Origin of the sequence: Sphingomonas azotifigens NBRC 15497 (assembly GCF_002091475.1) — a bacterium.
In the GTDB taxonomy this organism is placed as follows: Bacteria; Pseudomonadota; Alphaproteobacteria; order Sphingomonadales; family Sphingomonadaceae; genus Sphingomonas; species Sphingomonas azotifigens.
In genome coordinates this window covers 1-21,266 of sequence record NZ_BCTR01000070.1, presented here as the reverse complement: position 1 = coordinate 21,266, position 21,266 = coordinate 1, and the positions used below count along the sequence as shown (strand labels likewise).

The 21,266-nt window shown below is 66.4% G+C and carries 19 protein-coding genes; 14 read left to right on the top strand and 5 right to left on the bottom strand.

The annotated features are described in order from the left end of the window. Window positions 1–58 precede the first annotated feature (58 nt). The gene (locus tag SAZ01S_RS20130) at window positions 59–1,042 is read left to right on the top strand and encodes a sensor domain-containing diguanylate cyclase (protein ID WP_084584042.1); all 984 of its coding nucleotides are present in this window, start codon (window positions 59–61) and stop codon (window positions 1,040–1,042) included. 175 nt (window positions 1,043–1,217) lie between these two features. Here SAZ01S_RS20130 and SAZ01S_RS20125 read toward each other — a convergent pair whose 3' ends face one another. After that, window positions 1,218–2,123, bottom strand: coding sequence for a glycoside hydrolase family 130 protein (locus tag SAZ01S_RS20125; protein ID WP_084584041.1), 906 nt, complete (start codon window positions 2,121–2,123; stop codon window positions 1,218–1,220). Window position 2,124: 1 nt separating this feature from the next. After that, window positions 2,125–2,901: an SDR family NAD(P)-dependent oxidoreductase gene (locus SAZ01S_RS20120; protein WP_084584040.1), complete on the bottom strand. Its 777-nt coding sequence runs from the start codon at window positions 2,899–2,901 to the stop codon at window positions 2,125–2,127. A 136-nt stretch (window positions 2,902–3,037) separates the two neighbouring features. On the opposite strand from SAZ01S_RS20120, the gene SAZ01S_RS20115 reads away from it, so the two are divergent. Both SAZ01S_RS20115 and SAZ01S_RS20110 read left to right on the top strand, forming a co-directional pair. Further along, on the top strand, window positions 3,038–3,751 hold the full coding sequence (locus SAZ01S_RS20115; protein ID WP_084584039.1) for a LamG-like jellyroll fold domain-containing protein: 714 nt from the start codon (window positions 3,038–3,040) through the stop codon (window positions 3,749–3,751). A 186-nt stretch (window positions 3,752–3,937) separates the two neighbouring features. Beyond that, the gene (locus tag SAZ01S_RS20110) at window positions 3,938–4,318 is read left to right on the top strand and encodes a VOC family protein (RefSeq protein ID WP_084584038.1); all 381 of its coding nucleotides are present in this window, start codon (window positions 3,938–3,940) and stop codon (window positions 4,316–4,318) included. Between the two features lie 51 nt (window positions 4,319–4,369). On the opposite strand, the gene SAZ01S_RS24625 is transcribed toward SAZ01S_RS20110, so the two are convergent. Both SAZ01S_RS24625 and SAZ01S_RS20105 read right to left on the bottom strand, forming a co-directional pair. Further along, window positions 4,370–4,495, bottom strand: a complete 126-nt coding sequence (locus tag SAZ01S_RS24625; RefSeq protein WP_281252172.1) for a hypothetical protein — start codon at window positions 4,493–4,495, stop codon at window positions 4,370–4,372. Beyond that, the gene (locus SAZ01S_RS20105) at window positions 4,492–4,773 is read right to left on the bottom strand and encodes a M23 family metallopeptidase (protein ID WP_218018131.1); all 282 of its coding nucleotides are present in this window, start codon (window positions 4,771–4,773) and stop codon (window positions 4,492–4,494) included. The genes SAZ01S_RS24625 and SAZ01S_RS20105 overlap by 4 nt, the downstream gene beginning before the upstream one ends. Window positions 4,774–4,832: 59 nt before the next feature. On the opposite strand from SAZ01S_RS20105, the gene SAZ01S_RS23825 reads away from it, so the two are divergent. From SAZ01S_RS23825 to SAZ01S_RS20075, 7 genes are all read left to right on the top strand, one after another. Next, on the top strand, window positions 4,833–5,012 hold the full coding sequence (locus tag SAZ01S_RS23825) for a hypothetical protein (protein WP_139810169.1): 180 nt from the start codon (window positions 4,833–4,835) through the stop codon (window positions 5,010–5,012). A 261-nt stretch (window positions 5,013–5,273) separates the two neighbouring features. Continuing rightward, window positions 5,274–7,538 carry a TonB-dependent receptor gene (locus SAZ01S_RS20100; RefSeq protein WP_245825055.1) on the top strand — a complete coding sequence of 755 codons (2,265 nt, stop codon included), beginning with the start codon at window positions 5,274–5,276 and terminating at the stop codon, window positions 7,536–7,538. 1 nt (window position 7,539) lies between these two features. Beyond that, window positions 7,540–8,853 carry a spinster family MFS transporter gene (locus SAZ01S_RS20095; RefSeq protein ID WP_084584035.1) on the top strand — a complete coding sequence of 438 codons (1,314 nt, stop codon included), beginning with the start codon at window positions 7,540–7,542 and terminating at the stop codon, window positions 8,851–8,853. After that, window positions 8,850–10,478, top strand: coding sequence for a carboxylesterase/lipase family protein (locus SAZ01S_RS20090; RefSeq protein WP_084584034.1), 1,629 nt, complete (start codon window positions 8,850–8,852; stop codon window positions 10,476–10,478). The genes SAZ01S_RS20095 and SAZ01S_RS20090 overlap by 4 nt, the downstream gene beginning before the upstream one ends. Continuing rightward, on the top strand, window positions 10,475–12,055 hold the full coding sequence (locus SAZ01S_RS20085) for an AMP-binding protein (protein WP_084584054.1): 1,581 nt from the start codon (window positions 10,475–10,477) through the stop codon (window positions 12,053–12,055). Before SAZ01S_RS20090 ends, SAZ01S_RS20085 begins: the two co-directional genes overlap by 4 nt. 92 nt (window positions 12,056–12,147) lie before the next feature. Then, complete coding sequence (locus SAZ01S_RS20080) at window positions 12,148–12,765, top strand: TetR/AcrR family transcriptional regulator (protein WP_084584033.1); 618 nt, start codon at window positions 12,148–12,150, stop codon at window positions 12,763–12,765. A gap of 72 nt (window positions 12,766–12,837) precedes the next feature. After that, window positions 12,838–13,734 carry an SDR family NAD(P)-dependent oxidoreductase gene (locus SAZ01S_RS20075; RefSeq protein ID WP_084584032.1) on the top strand — a complete coding sequence of 299 codons (897 nt, stop codon included), beginning with the start codon at window positions 12,838–12,840 and terminating at the stop codon, window positions 13,732–13,734. Window positions 13,735–13,761: 27 nt separating this feature from the next. Here SAZ01S_RS20075 and SAZ01S_RS20070 read toward each other — a convergent pair whose 3' ends face one another. Then, a complete protein-coding gene (locus tag SAZ01S_RS20070) occupies window positions 13,762–14,844 on the bottom strand; it encodes an AraC family transcriptional regulator (protein WP_084584031.1) in 1,083 nt (360 codons plus the stop codon). Between the two features lie 236 nt (window positions 14,845–15,080). Here SAZ01S_RS20070 and SAZ01S_RS20065 point away from each other — a divergent pair, with 236 nt between their 5' ends. The 4 genes from SAZ01S_RS20065 to SAZ01S_RS20050 all read left to right on the top strand — a co-directional run. Further along, complete coding sequence (locus tag SAZ01S_RS20065; protein ID WP_245825053.1) at window positions 15,081–17,660, top strand: TonB-dependent receptor plug domain-containing protein; 2,580 nt, start codon at window positions 15,081–15,083, stop codon at window positions 17,658–17,660. Between the two features lie 73 nt (window positions 17,661–17,733). Then, window positions 17,734–19,791, top strand: a complete 2,058-nt coding sequence (locus SAZ01S_RS20060; protein WP_139810168.1) for an acetoacetate--CoA ligase — start codon at window positions 17,734–17,736, stop codon at window positions 19,789–19,791. Beyond that, the gene (locus SAZ01S_RS20055; protein WP_084584028.1) at window positions 19,788–20,639 is read left to right on the top strand and encodes a 3-hydroxyacyl-CoA dehydrogenase family protein; all 852 of its coding nucleotides are present in this window, start codon (window positions 19,788–19,790) and stop codon (window positions 20,637–20,639) included. Before SAZ01S_RS20060 ends, SAZ01S_RS20055 begins: the two co-directional genes overlap by 4 nt. A 24-nt stretch (window positions 20,640–20,663) precedes the next feature. Then, window positions 20,664–21,266: MFS transporter (locus SAZ01S_RS20050; protein ID WP_139810172.1), on the top strand; the 603-nt coding region annotated here is incomplete at its 3' end.

Here is a 21,266-nt window from a genome sequence, read left to right as displayed (position 1 = left end):
ATATCGGGAAAATGAGCGGCGATTGCTACCGCCCATGCATTTGATGGATAAGGGTTGTATGCCGCAGAAGCATCCTCGTCGCGTTGAGGACGAGATGGCGCCCCCGACAGCACGGGCGCGGTTGAATCCGGGCAGCGAGGACGCTGTGTATCGGACGCTCCTGGAATCCACGCGCGCCATTCCTTGGAAGATTGACTGGAGCACGATGCGCTTCGCCTATATCGGGCCGCAGATCGAGAGCCTCCTGGGCTGGCCGCAAGACAGCTGGATCTCGGTGGAAGACTGGTCCTCGCGCATTCATCCGGAGGATCGCGACCATGTGGTCAACTACTGTGTCGCCCAGTCGATCGCAGGGATTGATCACGAAGCGGATTATCGCGCACTCACGCCTGATCGCGGCTTTGTGTGGATTCGCGACGTCGTGCACGTTGTCCGCAATGACGACGGCGAGGTGGAAAGCCTGATCGGCTTCATGTTCGACATCAGCGAGCGGAAGCGGATCGAGCACGAGTTGCTGAAGATGCAGCAGAAGCTGGAGGCGCTGTCCTTCGAAGATGGCTTGACCCGGATCGCCAACCGGCGCCGGTTTGATGAACGCCTCGAGGCTTGCTGGGAGGATGCGCGCCGAAGCGGACGTCCGCTGTCGATGATCCTGCTCGATATCGATCACTTCAAGGGTTTCAACGATCGCTATGGCCATCTGTATGGCGATGAATGCCTGGTTGCCGTCGCCGAAGCGCTGCAGAAGGTGGGGCGGGAGAAGGACGTGGTTGCCCGCTACGGAGGAGAGGAATTCGTCCTCCTCCTGCCGGACACGGATGAAAGCGCCGCGATCGAGGTCGCTCGACGCTGCCGCAGCGCCATCGAAGCGCTTGGAATAGCCAACGCATCTTCGGATTGCAGCCCGTTCGTTACCGCCAGCCTTGGGGTTGGCACCACCATGCCCGGGAGGGACCAGAATGCGCGGGGCTTCTGCGAGAGCGTCGATCGGTTGCTCTATGGTGCTAAGCAGAACGGGCGAAATCAGCTTCTCGCTGGCTGACGCCCCTGTTGGGCGCCGCTGAGTCCAGATTAGCAGGTGGACGTAGCCTGGTTCGCATGTCCCGCCTTCCACTCGCGAGAAATACCGATCAGCTTCGCGAGGACGCGTGTCACCAATCTGCCGCAGGTATTGCGACCTAAATCTCCTGCGGCATCTGGGCGGCAAGCGGGGGGATTTAGCTCGAGAAGCGGCGGATGGTAGCGCGGAACAATGCGCGGTCGGCGCGCGAAAAATAGAGCCAGATACGCTCGCCTTCCAGAACCACCGACGCGGCGAAGGCGATGTCGGTATCCATCCTGCTGGGCGAGGGAGGCGGCGCGATCAGCGGTTCGATGCAGCGGTCCGTGACGCGCCTATATTCCGCGTCGAACGCGATCCATCCAATCCGCCAGCGCGCATCCTGCGTTGCGCCATTGTAGAACATCACCGGCTGCGCCTTGTCGTCGGTAAGCAGTGGCCCGGTGGAAAGATGGAAGTCGTCCCATGCATCGCTCCTGGGGGTGAACGGCTGCCGATCATGATGCCAGGGGCCTGCGACACCCGGCGCAGTGGCGAGGCCGACCAGCGAGGCATCATGCGCGGCATATTCGTAGAACAGCCGCCATCCGCCTTGCTCGGTACGATCAACGGTCGCCTCCTTCACATTGCCCTGCGATGGGGTGGAGGCCATGGCTACGCCACGCTTCTCCAGCCGATCCATGCTCGGCCCGGTGGCATAGAGCAGCTCGCCATGCGCATGCGGCGCATCGACGCCGGTATAGTAGACCACATAGCCACCATCCGGCAGCGCGACGACCGTGGGATCCTCGCAACCGCCGGCATCCTCGGCAGCCGGACCCGGGACGAGCGCGGGTGTATCGGTGGCGGTGAAGGTCAGGCCATCCTTGCTGGTGGCGTACCAGATCGTTCCGGTGTCGCCTTCCTCGCCCATCTTCGGCACCGCGCGGACCATCAACGCATAGGGGTGCTGTCCGTGAACCTTCCAGACATAGGGGCTCATCAGGTCCCGCTGCGTCACCGCATCCGGTCCGTGCAGGATCACGGGTTCGATCTTTTCCACGTTGAAGTCGAGCTGCGCCATCTCAGGCCCCCAGCGCTTGTTCGAGGACCAGGCCGCCGTCGATGGTAACGATCGCGCCCGTGATATACTCGGCCTGCCTGGAGCACAGGTAGACAGCGAGATCGGCAACTTCGTCGGGACGGCCGGCACGCCCCCAGGGGATGTGCTTCTCGGCCTCAGCCCGATAGGATGGATCGCGCTCGGCCTTCGCATTCATCGGCGTGAGGATCATGCCGGGCGCGATCGCATTCACACCAATGCCGAGCGGCGCACATTCAATCGCCATCGTTCTGGTGAGACTGTCGAGCCCTGCCTTGGCGGCGCAATAGTCCGCACCGCCCTCCCGCACGGCGGTGGAATGAATGGAGCTGATATTGACGATACGGCCCGGTTGCCCGGCGTCGCGCAACCCGCGTACCAATGCCCGAGAGGTGAGGAAGGCGCCGGTCAGATCGGTGCTGATGGTTTGGCGCCAGTGGTCCAGATCCATGTCGACGACAGCGACGCCCTGCATGTTGACCCCTGCGGAGTTCACGAGGAGGTCGACCAGGCCGAGCTTTTCCCCGACGCTGGCAAAGACGCCCGCTACCTGATCCTCGCTCCCCACATCCGCCTGGAGGGCGGTCGCCCGCCGACCGGCGGCCCGCACCGTGTTGCAAACACCTTCCGCTGCCACTGCATCCTGGTGGTACAAGATGGCGACATCCGCACCTGCCGCCGCAAGCGCTGTCGCGCAGGCCGCGCCGATGCCCGACTCTCCACCCGTTACCAGCGCGACGCGGCCTTCAAGTACCTGCATGTGACCCTCCGATCAGATGCGTCAACGAGGATAGAGTCCAGAGGTTCACGCGACGTGCACCGCCCGACACGCTTGGGGTTCTTGCCACCACGCGCTACGGATCGAGGCTGCGTGATGTCACGAGGAAGAAGCCGCGATGTATGACAATCCGCTGAGCCGTCGGGCCGTGCTCGGGGGCGCCGCGATGACGGTGGCCTCCGCTGCCCCTGTGCCTGCGTTTGCCGCGCGACGGGCCTCCGAGCAGACAGGGCTGGAGCATGGCACGATTCGAGTGATGGGCGTCCGGGCGGCGCAAGTGGCCTATAAAGGCCGCGCGGCTCTGCGCGCTATCGCCTTGGAGGATGTCTCGGGTCCTGACCGGCTGGTGATGCTGGACACGCCGGCCTTCGGCGACGGAGTCCTCGAAGCCTGGATCAGCGGCGCCCCCATGGCCACGGCAAGTGCCACGGCACGAGGGTTCGTCGGGCTGGCCTTCCGTGTGCAGGACGGAGCCAGGCTAGAAGCCATCTATCTGCGTCCCACCAACGGCAGGGCCGACGACCAGCTGCGCCGCAACCACGCCGTCCAGTACGTCTCGCACCCCGACTATCGGTGGGAGAGACTGCGCGCCGAAACCCCTGGCAAGTACGAGACCTATGTCGATCTCGAGCCGGGTCGGTGGACGCGGGTGCGTATCGTCGTAGTGGGAACCCATGCCCGTCTCTATGTCGATGGCGCCGAACAACCGACCCTGATCGTCGACGATCTCAAGCACGGTGCTGGCGCTAAAGGCGCCGTGGCACTCTGGATCGGCCCGGGGACGGAAGCGCATTTCAGCGAGGTGAAGGTCCGCGGATCCGCGGGCAGTTGAACGGGACGCAACGGCGTCGGTAGCCGCCGCATCTGGAAGCGCGCGATAGCAGACCGAGTTGCTCACTGGCGTGCGGCCGCCGTGCCACGATTGACAGATCCCTCGATTGCCCGCAGGCGCATCGTTCGGACACCGCTCCTGAACCGGCAAGCGCACCGCCGCCGCTGCCCGACCTGGAAGAAAAGCATGTCGCCGTCCGCTGCAACGCACATCATCTTCGGCCGTACCGCGCCCGGAATATGCGTCCGGGACCTCACGGTCGCACATGATTTCTACGTGCGCGTGCTTGGCTTCGAGAAGGTTTTCGAGAACGGAGATCCCGTCGGCTTCATGGTGCTGAAGAAGGACGATGCCGAGATCCATCTCAGCCGAAAGCCCGACCATAAGCCCTCGACGGTCAACGTGATGCATATGTTCGTCAGCGATGCCGCGGCTCTGTATGCATTATGCGAAGCGGCGGGGGTGCGGATCATCAAGCGGTTGGCAGACAAGGCGTACGGCCAGCGCGCCTTCGTCTTTGCCGACCCCGATGGGAATAGGATCGATGTTGGCGAACGCCTTGCCTAATTCTGCCCGGCGCGCCTGCCGCTTGGCGGAAGGTAGCGACACCGCTCGCTGCTACGTGCCGAAGTCGATGATCATGCCGTTCAGCGGCAGCTGGCCCGTGCGAGGGCTACGTACGCCCGTCTTGGGATCCATCACGCTGTAGTGATCGATGACATAGGGCAGCCCTTCGCCCGTCAAGGTCTCGCGCGCGTCGGTGACTTCCAGATGGACATGTGGTTCGCGGGCATCCCGGATGCGCCGATCGCGCCGATCACCTGTCCCTTTCGCACATGGTCGCCCACCCGAACCCGGACGCTGCCGGTCTTCAGATGGAAATAATGGGCATATTGCCCATCTCCCAGATCGAGGACGATCAGATTGCCACCCACACTGTCGATCGTGATCGGCTCGGCAGGGTGGAAGTCGGCGCCATGCCCGGCAGGGTTTTCGGGATGACCATCCTCGGCGCGCACCACCCTGGCGTCGCCCACCGCAAGCAGCGGTCGCGACCATAGGCATAGAAGGAGGCGGCGGCGTGCGCATCGCCGCTATACGACTGGCCGTTCCTGACCACCTTCCAGTCGATCGCGAGGTGCCGCGAATCGGTCAGCGATCCGTTGCTGATGAAGAGGCCGCGACGATGATGGTTGTCAGGATCGCTGCCCGGGCCGTCTGCGGCGATCCAATCGATCCCCGCGACTGGCCGCCCGAGTAGCTTCACGGCGCGACTCACGCGTATCGCTACCGTTCCCGTCTCTTCGAAGGTCAGCGGTCGTGGCCCAGTTAGCCAAGACGATCACGGCAGGGTCAAGAACCTCCTGCCACTGCTTACATTCACACGCGCGATAGTGAATATTGACAGCGTACAGCTTTGCCTGCACATTCTCCAGGCGATAACGGCGCCATGCGCGACCGGTACGCTGGGAGAGAGAGCATGCGGGCAACAGCATTTGTGTCGGCTTGTGCCGCCGCAACCATGGTGAGCGCGACCCCCGTCGCAGCGCAGACAACGGAGCCGCCGACGCGGCCCGACACCGCCGGTCAGGATCATGGCAACGACATCGTCGTCACAGCCACGCGGCGCGAGGAACGTATCCAGGACGTGCCGCTGAGCATCACGGCATTCCAGCAGGAAGAGCTGACGCAGAAGGGTATCGTCGGGTTCGAAGGGATCGCGCGCGAAACGCCGGGTGTCGTGCTCAACCGGCCAACGCAGAACTTCAACAACTTCACCGCTCGCGGCATCGCCACCAACGGCTACAACGCCAATCTCCAGAGCTCTGTAGCCGTCTATATCGACGAGCTTCCGGTCTCGACGATCGGCAACACAACGGTGGTCGACCCGAACCTGTTTGATGTCGAGCGCGTCGAATTCCTGCGCGGTCCCCAGGGAACGCTGTTCGGCTCGGGCTCCCTATCGGGTGCGATGCGCATCCTCACCAAGAGCCCGAATCTCACCAGCTTCGACGCCTCCGCACTGGCGGACCTGGGGCTCACCGGGCCGGATTCGCTGCGCCAGCGCTACAATCTGATGCTCAACGTGCCGGTGGTGCATGACCGGCTAGCGGTGCGTGGCGTCGGCTTCTACCGGCACGAGGAAGGCTATCTCGACAATGTCGGGACCGGCGTGCGCAATTCGAACACGCTGATCGACTGGGGTGGGCGCCTGATCGCGCTGTGGAAGCCGAGCGACCGCTTGTCGGTGCGGCTGCTCGGTTCATACGAGGACAGCGATCCCAAGGATTCGTCGCTCACCAGCCCCGCGCTCGGTCGCGAGAAGCGCGTCTCCGACCAGCCCGATCGCTTCACCGGCAAGCAGACGGTGCTCAACGCCACACTGGAATATGCGTTCGATTTCGCCAAGCTGACCAGTTCGTCGACCTATTCGAAATTCGACCAGCGCTTCTGGCTCGATCTCGCCGGCACATTCCCGAAACAGGCGATCTATCCCGGCGCGCCGATCGCCTTCGGGCTCGATGCGAACGGCTATGACAAGGTGTTCGTCCAGGAAACGCGGCTGGCGTCCACGCTCGACGGCCCGTTCCAGTTCGTCGTCGGCGGCTTCTACCTGCACCGCCGGCGCGACGTGGACTATTTCTACCGCTCGTCGCTGGCCTTCCTCGCCGCGCGCGGTCTCACCGGGTTGCCGGACCAATATTATCAGAAACAGTATACCCATCAGATCAACGAGGAACTGGCGGGGTTCGGCGAGCTGACCTACCGTTTCTCGAACAAGCTCTGGGTCACCGGCGGCATGCGCTACGGCCGGATTTCGGCGCAGGGGTTCACCGAAGCTGGCGGATACCTCGCTACCGCCTTCGGGCAGAATTACTACACCTATGCGCTGCTCGGCATCCCGGTGAACTTCAACACCTTCACCCCCTATGCGGCGGTGGCCGGCGTGAAGGCGACCGGCTCCAAGCCGTCGTGGAAGGCAAGCGTCTCCTACAAGCCCGATGAGGCGCTGACGACTTATGCGACCTTCTCCACCGGCTTTCGCGCGCCGATCGTCAATGCGTTCGCCGGCCGCCCCAGCCTGGTCGACCCCAGCGACATCATCATTCCGGCCGGCGCGTCGTCGGACGACCTGAAGAGCTACGAGGTCGGGGCCAAGGCGCGGTTCCTCAACGGCCTCGTGACGATCAACGCGGCGGCCTATCTGATCGACTGGAGCAACATCCAGGCCCAGGCCAATCGCGTCTCGGACTCGGTGCAGTTCGCCACCAATATCGGCGCCGCACGCAGCAAGGGTGTCGAGCTGGAGATGGGCGTCGTTCCCGCCAAGGATGTCTTCATCGGCCTGAACGCGGCGTATAACGACGCTAAGATCACCAAGCTGAGCGCGGCCGAAGCGGCGATCTCCGGTGCCGTGCTCGGCCACCGGCTTTCCGCGCCGCGCCTCCAGGGCGCGCTGTTCCTTTCCTACGGCGTGGACCTCGGCAAGGACGTGAAGGGCACCTTCGCGGTCAATGCCCAGTATGTCGGCTCGTACAACAGTTCTTTCCCGAATACGCCCGGCCTTCCCAACGTGCGGCTGTCGACGTTCGGCGAGACCGACGAATATGTGAACACCAATATCAGCTTCGGCGTGAAGCGGCGCAGCTGGTCGGCGCAGCTCTATGTGGAGAATGTGTTCGACGACCACTCGGTCGTCTACATTCATCCGGAGGCGTTCCTGGTCAGCCGCTTCGGCACGCTGCGGCCACGTACCGTCGGCATCCGTCTCGGCTACGGCATCTGAGATGGCGGCGGTTCCGGATAGCCTCGACATCCCACCAGAAACCAGGCGCGCCGCCGCACCGCGGCCGCGCCTGGTGCTGGCTGCGCTGACCTTCGTCTATGTGCTGAACTTCCTCGACCGACAGCTGATCGGCATCCTCGCCAAGCCGATCCAGGATGCGCTGCAGGTGAGCGACGGCCAGCTGGGGCTGATCGGCGGACTGTATTTCGCGATGTTCTACTGCTTCATCGCCATTCCAGTCGGCTGGCTGGCGGACCGCAGCAACCGGATCACGGTGCTGTCGCTCGCCTGCGCGGTGTGGAGCGGGGCGACGCTCGCCTGCGGCCTGGCGGCGAACTACGGGCAACTGGTCGCGGCGCGCATGCTGGTCGGCTTCGGGGAAGCGGGCGGGGTGCCGCCCTCCTATGCGATCATCACCGACACCTTCCCGCCCGGGCGGCGCGCCGGCGCGTTCGGGATCTACAATCTGGGGCCGGCGATCGGCGCAGCGATCGGGGTGGCGTTCGGCGCCGCCGTGGCGGCACGGTTCGACTGGCGCGCGCCCTTCATCGTCATCGGCGGGGTGGGGATCGTTACGGCGCTACTCGTGCGGTTGCTGCTCCGCGAGCCCGAGCGGGGCGCCACCGATCCGGTGCGGACGTCGATGGGCAAGGCGCCTTTCTGGCCGACGCTGCGCATGTTCTTCTCGAACCCGGTGCTGCTGCTGGCATCGCTGGGCAGCGGTGCGACTCAGTTCGTCACCTATGGGCTGGGCAATTTCGCGGTCCTGTTCCTGATGCGCGAAAAGGACATGGCGCTCGGCGAGGTTGCCGTCTGGTACGCGCTGGTGCTCGCAATCGGCATGGGCGGCGGCATGGTGCTTTCGGGCTGGGTGGTGGACCGGATGACGCGCCGGTCGCGGACCGGCTATGCGACGGCGCCAGCGCTGTCGCTCGCCGTCGCGATGCCCTTCTACATCGCCTTTCTCTGGGCACCGGGCTGGCCGCTGGCGCTGCTGCTGCTCGGCGTGGTGATGGTCTTCAACTATTTCTACCTCAGCGCCTCGGTGGCGTTGGTGCAGGAGGAAGTGCAGCCAAACCAGCGGGTGCTGTCGGGTGCGCTGCTGCTGCTGGTGATGAACTTCATCGGGCTGGGGCTGGGGCCGACCTGGGTTGGCTTCGCCAGCGACTGGTTCAAGCTGCAGGGCCAGACCGACCATCTCCAGGCCGCGCTATTCACGCTGACGCCCTTTTACCTGATCGCGATCGCGCTGTTCCTGTGGCTCGCACGGCTGCTGCGCGGCGCGCATTCCAATCCTCGCCGGAGTCCAGCATGAGACGCATTTATCGGGCCGCGCTCCTGGCCGCACTTGTCACGGCGCCCGCCGCTCGGGCGCAGGCGCCGACCGTCGCGGCACCGGCCGGCGTGGTGCAGGGAAGCCAGGAAGGCGGTCTGCGGGTGTTCCGCGGGGTGCCTTATACCCAGCCGCCGGTGGGCAAGCTGCGCTGGCGGCCGCCCGTCGAGCTTCCTGCGTGGCAAGGCGTACGCAAGGCCACGACGTTCGGTGCGGCCTGCGTGCAGCCCCGCCCGCAGGCAGCCGGCATTTACACTGATCCGCCCGAGCGGATGGACGAGGATTGCCTGACGCTCAACATCTGGGCACCCCAGCATGCCGCGAAGCTGCCGGTGATGGTGTGGATCCATGGCGGCGCACTCGTCTCCGGCTATGGCCATGCGGCGATGTACGACGGCGCGCGCATCGCGGCGCGCGGCGTGATCCTGGTCTCGATCAACTATCGGCTGGGCATTCTCGGCTATCTCGCGCACCCGGCGCTGAGTGCCGAGTCGGGCGAGGGCATCTCCGGCAATTACGGCCTGCTCGATCAGATCGCCGCGCTGCGCTGGGTCCGGCGCAACATTGCTGCATTTGGCGGCGATCCCGGCAACGTCATGATTGCGGGCGAGTCCGCGGGTGGGCTCAGCGTGATGTACCTCATGGCGAGCCCCGCCGCGCGCGGCCTGTTCCACAAGGCGATCGCACAGAGCGCCTATATGATCTCCGCGCCCGAGTTGAAGACCGCCCGTTTCGGGATGCCGGCGGCCGAAACCGCGGGAAGCCAGATCCAGCAGGCGCTCGGCGCGAGCAATCTGGCGGCCCTGCGCGCCATGGATGCGGAGAAACTCACCGCGCTCGCGGCGGCCAAGGGCTATGGCCCCTGGGGAACGGTGGACGGCAAGCTGCTGACGCGCCAGCTTGTCGAGACCTGGGATCGCGGCGAGCAGGCGCCGGTGCCGCTGATCGCCGGGTTCAACGCCGGCGAGATCCGCTCGCTCCGCGTGCTGTTGCCGCCGGCGCCCGCGAATGCGGATGCCTATTCGGCCGCGATCCGCAGCCGCTATGGCGACCTCGCCGATCCGTTCCTCCGCCTCTACCCGGCGGAGACGATCGGCGAGAGCATGCTCGCGGCGACGCGCGACGCGCTCTATGGCTGGACTTCGACGCGGCTGGCGATCGGCCAGACCGCCATCGGCCAGCCCGGCTATCTCTATTTCTTCGATCACGGCTATCCTGCGGCCGACGAGAATGGGCTGCACGCCTTCCACGCGTCCGAGCTGCCCTATGTGTTCGGCACTGCCGGGGGTACGCCGCCGCTATGGCCGAAGGTGCCGGACACCTTGGCCGAACGGCGAATGTCGGACGCGATGCTCGGATATTGGACGTCGTTCGCGAGGACCGGCGCGCCCAGCGCGGCGGGCCAAGCCGGCTGGCTGCCCTATGGCAAGGAGGCGAACTATATGGCGTTCGCGCAGGTGCCGCAGGCGCGCACCAAGCTCTTTCCCGGCATGTTCGCGCTGCACGAGGCGAGCGTCTGCCGCCGCCGCGCCGCCGGCAATCAGCCGTGGAACTGGAACACGGGGGTTATCTCCCCAGTCCTCACCAAGGTTGCAGGGTGCCGATGATCGACGGAAGCATGCAGGACTTCGCGCTCACGCTCGACAAGTTCCTGGACCATGCCGCCAAATGGCACCCGCACGCGGAGGTCGTGACGGCGGTGGCGGGCGGCGTCGATCGCATCGGCTACGCCGCCCTGCGCGTACGTGCGCGCGCGATCTCCGCGCTGCTCGCCGGACACGGTGTCGGCTTCGGCGCCCGGGTGGCGACGCTCGCCTGGAACAGCCAGGCGCATGTCGAAACCTGGTACGCGGTGATGGGCATGGGCGCGGTGTGCCACACGCTCAATCCCCGCCTGACCGCCGAGCAGCTTGCGGCGATGCTCGTCCAGTCGGAGGCGCGGCTGCTCGTCGCCAGCGCCGATCTGGTGCCGCTCGCCCGCCGCATCGCGGCCTTGGCGCCGATCGAGCGGATCTGGGTGATCGACGGCGAGGCTGGCGTGACCGCCGCGCACGAGCCGCCTGTGGTGCCGCTGGCACCCATGCTGGCAGGCGTCGAGCGGGATGTCCCGTGGGGCGATTTCGACGAGACAGCGCCTTCCGGGCTATGCTTCACCTCGGGCACCACCGGCGCGCCCAAGGGGGTGACGTACACGCACCGATCGAGCTTCCTGCACACGCTGCGGCTGCTGCAGGTGGACGTGATGGCGATTTCGGGCAGGGACACGGTGCTGGCCGTGGTGCCGATGTTCCACGCCAATGCCTGGGGGCTGCCGTTCGCGGTGCCGGCGGCGGGCGGCAAGCTGGTGCTGCCCGGACGCTGGACCGACGGTGCGAGCCTCACTCGGCTGATCGCGGGGGAGCAGGTGACCGTCGGGGTGGGCGTGCCCACGGTCTGGCTCGGCCTGCTCGAGCATCTGGAAGCGAGCGGCGAAGACCTGCCGTCGCTCGAGCGGGTCATCGTCGGCGGGGCGCCGCTCGCACCGGCACTGATGGCGCGGATCGAGTCGGGGCTGGGGGTGGAGGTGCAGACCAGCTGGGGCATGACCGAGCTTTCCCCCTCCGGCACGGTTGCCGTGCCGCGCGACCCGGCCCGGGCCGCGGCGCTTTCGGGCAAGCCGGCCATCGGAGTCGACCTGCTGCTCACCGATGCGCAGGGCCATGCGCTGCCGGACCAGCGCGGCGGCGAAGGCCATCTGCGGGTCCGCGGCGCTGCGGTGATCGCGCGCTATTTCGGCGAGCCGGACTCCGCGCTGGATGCCGATGGCTGGTTCGCGACGGGGGATCTCGCGCGGATCGACGCCTGCGGCAATCTGCAAATAACCGGGCGCGCCAAGGATCTGATCAAGTCGGGCGGCGAATGGATCAATCCCGCCGAGATCGAAGCCGTGGTCGGTGCCCTGCCGCAGGTGTCGCTGGCGGCGGTGATCGGGCGTCCGGATCCCAAATGGGGCGAGCGCCCGATCCTGCTGGTAGAGATGCGCGGCGAGCAGGCGGTGAGCGACGAAGCGCTGCTGGCGCCGCTCAAGGGTAGGGTCGCCTCGTGGTGGATCCCCGATGCGGTGGTCCGCCTCGCCGCCATGCCGCTCGCGCCGACGGGCAAGATCGACAAGATCCGGCTGCGCGCGGAGTTCGGCATGGCTTGACGCCCGCGCGCGCACGCGGAAGAGACATTCGCGTGCAAGAGAATATCAAAGCCCCTCGTCGTTCCAAGAAAGCGGAACAGCGCGCCGAAACGATGGAGCAGATCCTCGACGCGGCCGAATATCTCTTCTCCAAGCACGGACTTTACGGAGTCACGCTGAAGGACGTCGCCAAGCGGGTCGGCGTCCACCACACGCTGCTCAACTATTATTTCGAAGACAAAGCCAAGCTGTTCCACGCGGTATTCGCGCGCCGTGCCGCCGTCACCAGCGAGCGGCGGATGCAGGCGCTGGACCGCTACGAAGCCGAGTGCGCGGGCAAGCCCAGCGTGGAGGGGGCGCTGCGCGCCTTTCTCGATACCGATCTCGACCTGTACATCGAGGGCGGCGAGGCGTGGAAGAACTATGCAGCGCTGGGCGCCCAGGTCGCCAACACTCCGGAATGGGGTGCCGAGCTGATGGACGAGCATTTTGATCCCGTGGTGCTGCGCCTGATCGGCTTGCTCAAGCAGGCGTTGCCCGACTGCGCCGAGGAAAACATTTTCTGGGGCTATCACTTTGTCACCGGTGCGCTGATGCTCACGCTGGCGCGAACCGGACGCATCGACAAGCTGTCGCACGGGCTGTGCAAGTCCGACGATTTCGTTGCGGTGAAGGAACGGATGGCGTCGTTCATGGCTGCCGGCTTCCTGGAAATCTGCGACCGCGGCTGAAATCAATTATTCACTCTCTTGTTAGCGAACGTCCGATGGGATAGCTTCGCGGAATTAGGAGAGGGGATATCCATGCAACTTGCGGATCGTGTCGCGATCGTCACCGGCGCCGGCGGAGGGCTGGGCCGCGAACATGCGCTTTACCTTGCGCGACAGGGCGCCAGGCTCGTCGTCAACGATGTTTCCGAACCCAATGCCGCTCGGGTCGCGGCTGAGATCGAGGCGGCGGGAGGCCAGGCAATGGCCGTCGCCGCCTCGGTTACCGACGAAGACGCCGTCGCCGCAATGGTCGACGCGGCGCTCGGGCGCTGGGGCCGTGTCGACATTCTGGTGAACAACGCGGGCATCCTGCGCGACAAGAGCTTCGCCAAGATGTCGATGGATGAGTTCAGGCTGGTCGTCGATGTGCACCTGATGGGCGCCGCGATCTGCTCCAAGGCGGTGTGGGAGCCGATGCGGGCGCAGCGGCACGGCCGGATCGTCATGACGACCTCGTCTTCGGGGCTGTACGGCAATTTCGGGCAGGCGAACTATGGCGCTGCCAAAATGGCGCTGGTCGGGCTGATGCAAACGCTGGCGATCGAAGGCGAGAAATACGGCATTCGGGTCAACGCGCTGGCGCCCACTGCGGCAACGCAGATGACGCATGGCGTGCTATCCGAGGAAAGTCTGCAGCTGCTCGATCCAGCGCTGGTGAGCCCCGGCCTGCTTGCGCTGGTCGGCGAGGATGCGCCCAATCGCGCGATCCTCTGCGCCGGCGCCGGCCATTTTGCCGCAGCGCATGTCACCCTAACTCAGGGCATTCAGGTCGGCGGCGGCGATGCGGCCGGCTTGGCGGTTGTTCGGAACTGGAATGAGGTCACGCGGCGCGACGGCGAATGCGTGCCCGGCTATGGGTTCCTGCAGGCCAAGCGCGAAGTGGAAGCGGCTCGCTATGCGCGGGATGTTGCCGCAGCGGCCGCTCGCTGACCGGGCCCGTCGCGCCTTGTCCGGCGCTCAGGCGGGTTCCGCTTTGCTCGCGCGGATGCCTGCAACGGTCTTGCCGGTCCAGCGCCGGATCGCACGTCGCAGGTTCGCGCCGTCGCTAAAGCCTACCTTCCACGCAACATCGTCGACGCTCATCCGCGTCGTCTGGAGATATTCGATCGCCAATCGGCGCCGGACGTCGTCAACGATCCCGCCATAGCTCGAGTCCTCGGCGGCAAGGCGACGGCGGAGCGTCCGCTCCTGCAAGCCCAGATGCGCCGCGACCGTCTCCATGGAGGGAAACCGGCTGGGCGCGTTCAACAGGATCTGGTACACCTCGCCGGAGAGGCCCGAGGATGTCCTGGACTGGCCGATCAGCCGCTCGCAGGTTTCCTCCAGCATGATCCGGGTCAATCGATTGCCCAGCGCGGGCGTCTGCTCGAGAATGCCGATCCGATAATGAAGTTCGTTCGCCGCCGCATCGTAGGTGCAGGGGCAGGAAAGTTCGCGTGAATCCTCCGCGGCATGCGCGTCCCGCGGCAGGGCGAAGAGCGCGCGGACCGGAAGATTGTCGGTCCCTGCGGTGTCGCGGATGTGCGTGAAGGTCATCTTCATCTGCTGCCGCACCAAGAAGGTGCGCACCTCGCTGCTCATCACGTCGCGATAGATCTCGCGGAACTGCCAAACCGCCACGTCGCCCTCGGCGCGCCATTCCAGCCGCACGGTCGGCGTGGCGAGGGGCTGGTAGCGGACGGCGAAATCGAAAAAGTCGCGCATCGTGGGCGAGCACATCAGCGCATAGCCGTACATGCCATAGGCGGAGAGATGCAGTCCGGCGCCGATCGCGAAGGCGTCGGCCGGTGCCGCGCCGGCCGCCACGATATTCTCGCAGGCGACCAGATACTGGCCAATCGAGGTCAGCGTATGGGGATCGCGCACATTGGCCAGCGTCAGCCCGGTGCGCGCCAGCACCGTCTCCGCCGTCATGCCGCGCCGAGCCACCGCATCGATGACCGTCGCGATCTTGAACGGCGCGAAGATGCGCTGGTTGAGCGACGGAAACCCGGCCCGCCCGCTGCGCATCCGCGCCGCATCGTCCTCCTCGAGCGGCATGCCAATCCCTCTCCGCTTTGTGCCCGGCATGTCCGCTAAAGACACAGCGATGTCCGCCGGTGCGCTTACCCGCCTGTCTTCCAGACCATAAGCAGAGGATCAAGCCGACAAAGTGCGGCAGCGGCGAAGTCCGCACCCAACAAGCGCCCATGCGGGGAGAGGAAATAATGTCGAATCGAGCAGAATCTGCGCGTTCGCCTGCGCGTCTATGCCGCCGCTCTGCACTCACGGCGGCGATGCTGAGCCTACCGGCGCTGGCCCAAGCCCAGAGCACCGAAGCCGCCAAGCAGGCCGAGGAGCGCAGCGCCGAGGCCGAACCCGTGATCGTCGTCACCGGCACCAGCATCCGCGGCGTTCCGCCCACCGGATCGGGCCTGATCAGCGTGTCGCGGGAAGACGCCAAGATCATCGGCGCGGCGAGCACCCCCGAACTGCTGGCGACGGTGCCGCAGCTCAACAGCTTCAACACCGCCCCGCGCGTGAGCAATGGCGGTCTCGGCTCCTTCGCGCCCGGCCTGCGCGGCCTGCCGAGCGCGGCCACCCTGCCGTTGATGAACGGCCACCGCTTAATTTCCGGCAGCACCCAGCAGACCAACCCCGACTATCCGTTCATCCCCGAACTGGCGATCGAACGGGTCGAGATCGTCGCCGACGGCGCCTCGGCGGTCTACGGGTCGGATGCCGTGGCCGGGGTGGTCAACTTCATCACCCGCACGCGTGTCTCCGGGCTGGAGGCAAACGTCCGCTATGGCATGGCGGACGATTACCACGCGTTCAATGCCGGGGCGATCACGGGCAAGGACTGGGGCAGCGGATCGATCGTCGCTGCCTATCAATATCAGGAAAACAACAACATCACCGGCGCGAACCGCGACTATCGCGCGCTCGATTTCCGCGCCGTCGGCGGCGTCGATACGCGCTCTACGGTGTGCCCCGACGCGAACGTCAATCTGTTCACCGGCACGATCTACGCCGCGCCCAGCCTAGCACCGGGCACCAACACTTGCGATCCGCGCGGGGCAGTCGATCTGCTGCCGGAGAACCGCACGCACAGCCTGCTCGTCTCGGGGCGGCAGAAATTGTCGAGCCGCATCACCGCCTGGGCCGATCTCCTCTATTCGGACCGTCGCGACATCGTACAGGCGGCGCTGCCGGGGCAGACCTTCGTGCTGCTCACCGCCGCCAATCCCTTCTTCCGCGCGCCGCCGGGTACGAACACGCTCTTCGAATATGTCGACTTCCGGCCGGACCGGCTGGTCGGCGCCGACCATTTCGACCAGCGCTTCCGGGTTCGCGCGGGGAACGCGACCGCAGGTATCGACGTCGATCTGCCGGGCGACTTCAAGGCGACCGCCTTCGGCACGATCAACTGGTCCCGCAACGATACCTTCCAGCCTGGGATCAACACGACGGCGCTGACTGCCGCCGCAGCCGGCACCACGACCGCCACGGCGCTCGATCCGTTCGGCACGCGAACGAGCCCCGCCGTCGTGGCGGCGATCCTCGACAACCCCACCGATTTCACCAACCATCAGCGCCTCGAGATCGGCGCGGTGAAGATCGACGGCCCGCTTGCCAGCCTGCCCGGTGGCAAGCTCAAGGTGGCGCTGGGTGCCGAATATCGCCGCGAAACCTATACCCAGCGCGGATCGAGCGGCGGCGTCGGCTTCCCCGAAGACCTGGGGCGGAACGTCAAGTCGGTGTTCGGCGAACTCTTCGTGCCGTTGTTCGGCGAGGGCAACGCCGCGCCGCTCGCACGCAGCCTCACCCTGTCGCTCTCGGGACGCTACGATCACTATAGCGACTTCGGCTCGACGACCAATCCGAAGCTGGGCGTCACCTGGGAGCCGATCGTCGGCATCAACCTGCGCGGCAGCTATGGACGATCGTTCCGTGCGCCCGGACTGCGCGATCTCGGCTCGACCGTCGGCTCCTATTATTCCGCAGCGGCGCTGGTAGACGCGTTCGGCGCACGCGATCCGGCGCGCGGCGCGACGCAGGTCAACACCATCCTATTGTACGGCGGCAACCGGAAGCTCGAGCCCGAAACCGCGCGAACCTGGTCGCTCGGCGTCGACTTGCAGCCGGGGTTCGTGCCCAATCTGAGCGCCAGCGTCACCTTCTACGACATCAAATATGACGACGTGATCGGGACGCCTGCGGGGCTCGGCGCGCTGCTGTTCAGCGACCCCACCTTCGCCTCCCGGGTGGTCCGCAACCCCACGCCGGCGCAGGTGGGTGCGGCGATCGCCGACACCGTCCCCTTCTTCTACACCTTCGCCGCCGTCCCGACGATCGGCAACATCCTCGATCTGCGGCAGGGCAATTTCGGCGTCCGCAAGACCAACGGCCTGGATTTCGACGTGCGCTACCGCCACGCCACCGGCTTCGGGACCGTCTTCGGCGGCATCGCGGGCAACTACATCCTGAATTACACGAACCGGCTGTCGCCCACCTCGCCCGAAAGCGACTCGCTCGACGCGGGAATACCGCGGACCACACTGCGGACCACGCTCGGGTTCACCGCCGGGCCGGTGACGTTCGTCAACTTCGTCAACCACCGCTCGGGCGTCACCGCATCCTATGCCACGCCCACCGGGTCGAGCCTCTATACCGCCGGCGGATACACCACCGTCGACCTGCGCCTGACGGTGCGGTTGCCCGACGTTGCGTTCGCCAGACGGACCGAGCTCGCGCTGCAGGTGAACGACCTGTTCGACGCCACGCCGCCCTTCTTCCCCGGCACCGACGGCATCGGCGGCGCCTACAACCCCATCGGGCGCTACGCCGCGATGAGCCTGCGGACGTCCTTCTAGCCCGCCCGGGCGGCGCTGCCGGATGATTAAAGCGCCGCCCGCGATCGCACCAACAGCCAAGGTTTGCCCCTCGATGACCCCTCCCGGTACCAGCGTGCACGTCCCGGCTCCGATCCCGCAGATCCGCCTCTACCGCGAGTGGTTGAAGGCGGCGCGGGGGCGGGACTTCGCCACCTACGAGGAGCTGCGCCGCTGGTCGGTTGACGATCTCGACGGGTTCTGGCGCAGCATCTGGGACTATGACGGCATCGAGTCACCGACGCCGTTCGCCGCTGTCCTGAGCCACGATCCCATGCCCGGCACGCGCTGGTTCGACGGGGCGCAGCTGAACTATGCGTGGCACGTGTTCCGCCATGCCACCGCCGCGGACGCCGCGGACCAGCCGGCGATCATCGCCATGGACGAGAGCGGCGGCAGCGTCGCGATCGGATGGGGAGAATTGCGGCGACAGGTGGCGTCGCTCGCGCTCACGCTGCGCGCACGCGGTATCGGGCCGGGCGATCGTGTCGCCGCCTATCTGCCAAACATCCCCGCAGCCGTGGTGGGGCTGCTCGCCTGCGCCAGCCTGGGCGCGATCTGGACCTTGTGCTCGCCCGACATGGGCACCTCGGCCGTGCTCGACCGCTGGCGCCAGACCGCGCCCAGGGCGCTGATCGCGATCGACGGGGTCTTCTATGCGGGCAAGGCGCTCGATCGAAGCGCCGCCCTGGCCGCTATTCGCGAGCAACTCCCCTGCATCGAAACGGTGCTGCTCGTCTCCACCGGATGGGGCGCGAACGACGTGCCCGATGCCGTCGACTTCGCTGCCGCCACGGCGCGCGAAGACGCGGACGTCGCGGCCTTCGAACCGCTATGGCTGCCGTTCGACCATCCGCTCTGGATCCTCTATTCGAGCGGCACGACCGGACTGCCCAAGGCGATCGTCCATGGCCATGGCGGTGTCGTGCTCGCGACCGCCGCAGGACGGCTGCATTTCGACCTTGGCCCGAGCTACGAAGCCAACACGCGCGGCGATCGCTTTCACTGGTACAGCGCTAGCGGCTGGGTGATGTGGAACATCCAGGTTGGCGGGCTGCTCAGCGGCACAACGATCTGCCTGTTCGACGGCTCGCCGAGCGGTACCAAGGCCGATCCCGACTGGACCCGGCTCTGGGACTTCGCGGTGCGCAGCGGCGTCACCTGGTTCGGCGCGGGCGCCGCCTTCTTCGCCCAGTGCCGCAAGGCGGGGATCGAGCTCGCGCGCATCCCCGGCCTGGGCCGCATCCGCGCGCTCGGCAGCACCGGATCGCCGCTGCCGCCCGATGTGCAACGCTGGGGAACGGCACAATTCGCCGCCATCGGACGATCCGCCATCTGGTGGTGCAACGTCAGCGGAGGCACCGAGATCGCCGCCGCGTTCCTGGCCGGCAATCCCGAACTCCCGGACACGCCGGGCCGGCTGCAATGCCGACACTTGGGTGCCGCGATCGAAGCGTGGGATGAGACGGGCCACCCCGTGATCGATGCGGTGGGTGAGATGGTGTGCACGCGCCCGTTTCCGAGCATGCCGCTCCATTTCTGGGGCGACGCGGACGGCAGTCGCTACCGCGATTCCTATTTCGCCGCATGGCCGGGCGTGTGGCGGCACGGTGACTGGCTGACGATCGGCAGCGACGGCAGCTGCACGATCTCGGGCCGCAGCGACGCGACGATCAATCGCCATGGGGTGCGCATGGGGACCGCGGAAATCTATGCTGCGGTCGAGCACCTGCCCGAGATCGCCGACACCATGATCATCGATGTCGAGGATGCGGAGGGCGACAGCCAGCTGCTCTTGTTCGTCGTACCCGCGGCGAACCAGCCGGTCGACACGCGCATGGAAGCGGCGATCGCCGCAGCGATCCGCACCAGCCTGTCGCCCCGCTTCGTGCCCGATCTGCTGATCGCCGCACCCGGCATCCCGCGCACGCTTTCCGGCAAGAAGCAGGAGCTTCCGATTAAGCGGCTGTTCGCCGGATGGGCCGCCGCCAAGGTGGTGCATGCCGACGCGACGGCCACGCCCGAGCTTCTGTCCTGGTACATCGAACAGGCGCAGCGCTGGCAACGCGAGCGTCGCTCCGGCGCCTCGTCGGACATGGGAGACGCATCATGAAGGTGGGCGTTGTCGGCGCTGGTCTGATGGGCGCGGAGATTGCGCTTGTCTTCGCCTTGGCCGGGCACGCGGTCCTGCTGCACGATGCCAGCGAGAGTGCGCTGGCCGGCGCGCTCGCTCGGCTGGGCGGTATCCTCGAGAAGGGTGTCGCGCGGCAGATCTACGCCGCCGATGTGGCTCAGGCTGCGCTTGCCCGGATCGCTCCGGTCGATGCCATTGCGGCAATGGCCGACTGCGCGATGGTCACCGAGGCGGTGTACGAGTCGCTCGACGCCAAAGCCGCGGTGTTACGCGCGCTGGACGAAGCCTGCGCCCCGACGTGCATCCTTGCGTCGAACACGTCGACGCTGCCAATCTCGACGCTGGCAGCGTTCCTGACGCCTGCGCGTCGGGCGCGCTTCCTCGGCACCCATTATTTCTCGCCGGTTTCGCGCATGACGCTGGTCGAGGTGATCCCCGGTTTCGCATCGGACGATGCAGTCGTGGACGAGGTCACCGCCGTGCTCGCCGGGCTCGGCAAGCAGCCCGTGCGGATCAAGGATGTTGCCGGCTTCGCGGTGAACCGGATGCTGCATGCGCTGCTGATCGAGGCGGTCAAGCTGGTCGAGGAGGGCGTGGCCACTCCGGCCGACCTGGACGTCGCGTGTCGGCTGGGCCTGGGGCATCCGATCGGCCCGTTCGCGCTGATGGACATCGTCACGTCGGACCTCTGCCTGCAGGTGCAGCAGATCCTGCACGATGCCTATGGTGAGCGCTTCCGGCCGCCGGCATTGCTCAAACAGCGCGTCGCCGCGGGCTATGGTGGCGGTACGAAGCGACCCGGCTGGCTGGCGACGGACCGGACATAAACGATGCTGGAGAGAAACAAGCGGATGATCGACGCGCAAGCCATGGGGGCAGCGCCCGGCGGCGGCTCCACGCCGGTGCGGGGCGCGCGGATCACGCTAGCCATGCTGTGCTTCGTCTATGTGCTCAACTTCCTCGACCGGCAGCTGATCTCGATCCTGGCAAAGCCGATCCAGGAGGGGCTGGGCATCACCGACGGCCAGCTTGGCCTGCTCACCGGCTTCTATTTCGCGCTCTTCTATTGCTTCATCGCCATCCCGATCGGCTGGCTCGCCGATCGCACCAGCCGCGTGAAGGTGCTCGCCGCAGCTTGCGCCATCTGGAGCGCGGCGACCGCCGCCTGCGGCATGGCGGGCAGCTACCCGCAGCTCGTGGTGGCGCGGATGATGGTCGGCGTCGGCGAGGCCGGCGGCGTGCCGCCATCCTATGCGATCATCTCGGACAGCTTTCCGCGCACGCGGCGGACGACGGCGATGGCGATCTTCAATCTGGGCCCGCCGATCGGCTCGGCGCTCGGCGTTGCCTTCGGTGCCTCGCTGGCAGCCGCTTTCAACTGGCGCATTCCTTTCTACGCGATCGGTGCGGTGGGCGTGGCGGCAGCGCTGGCGGTGTATTGGCTCGTCCGCGAG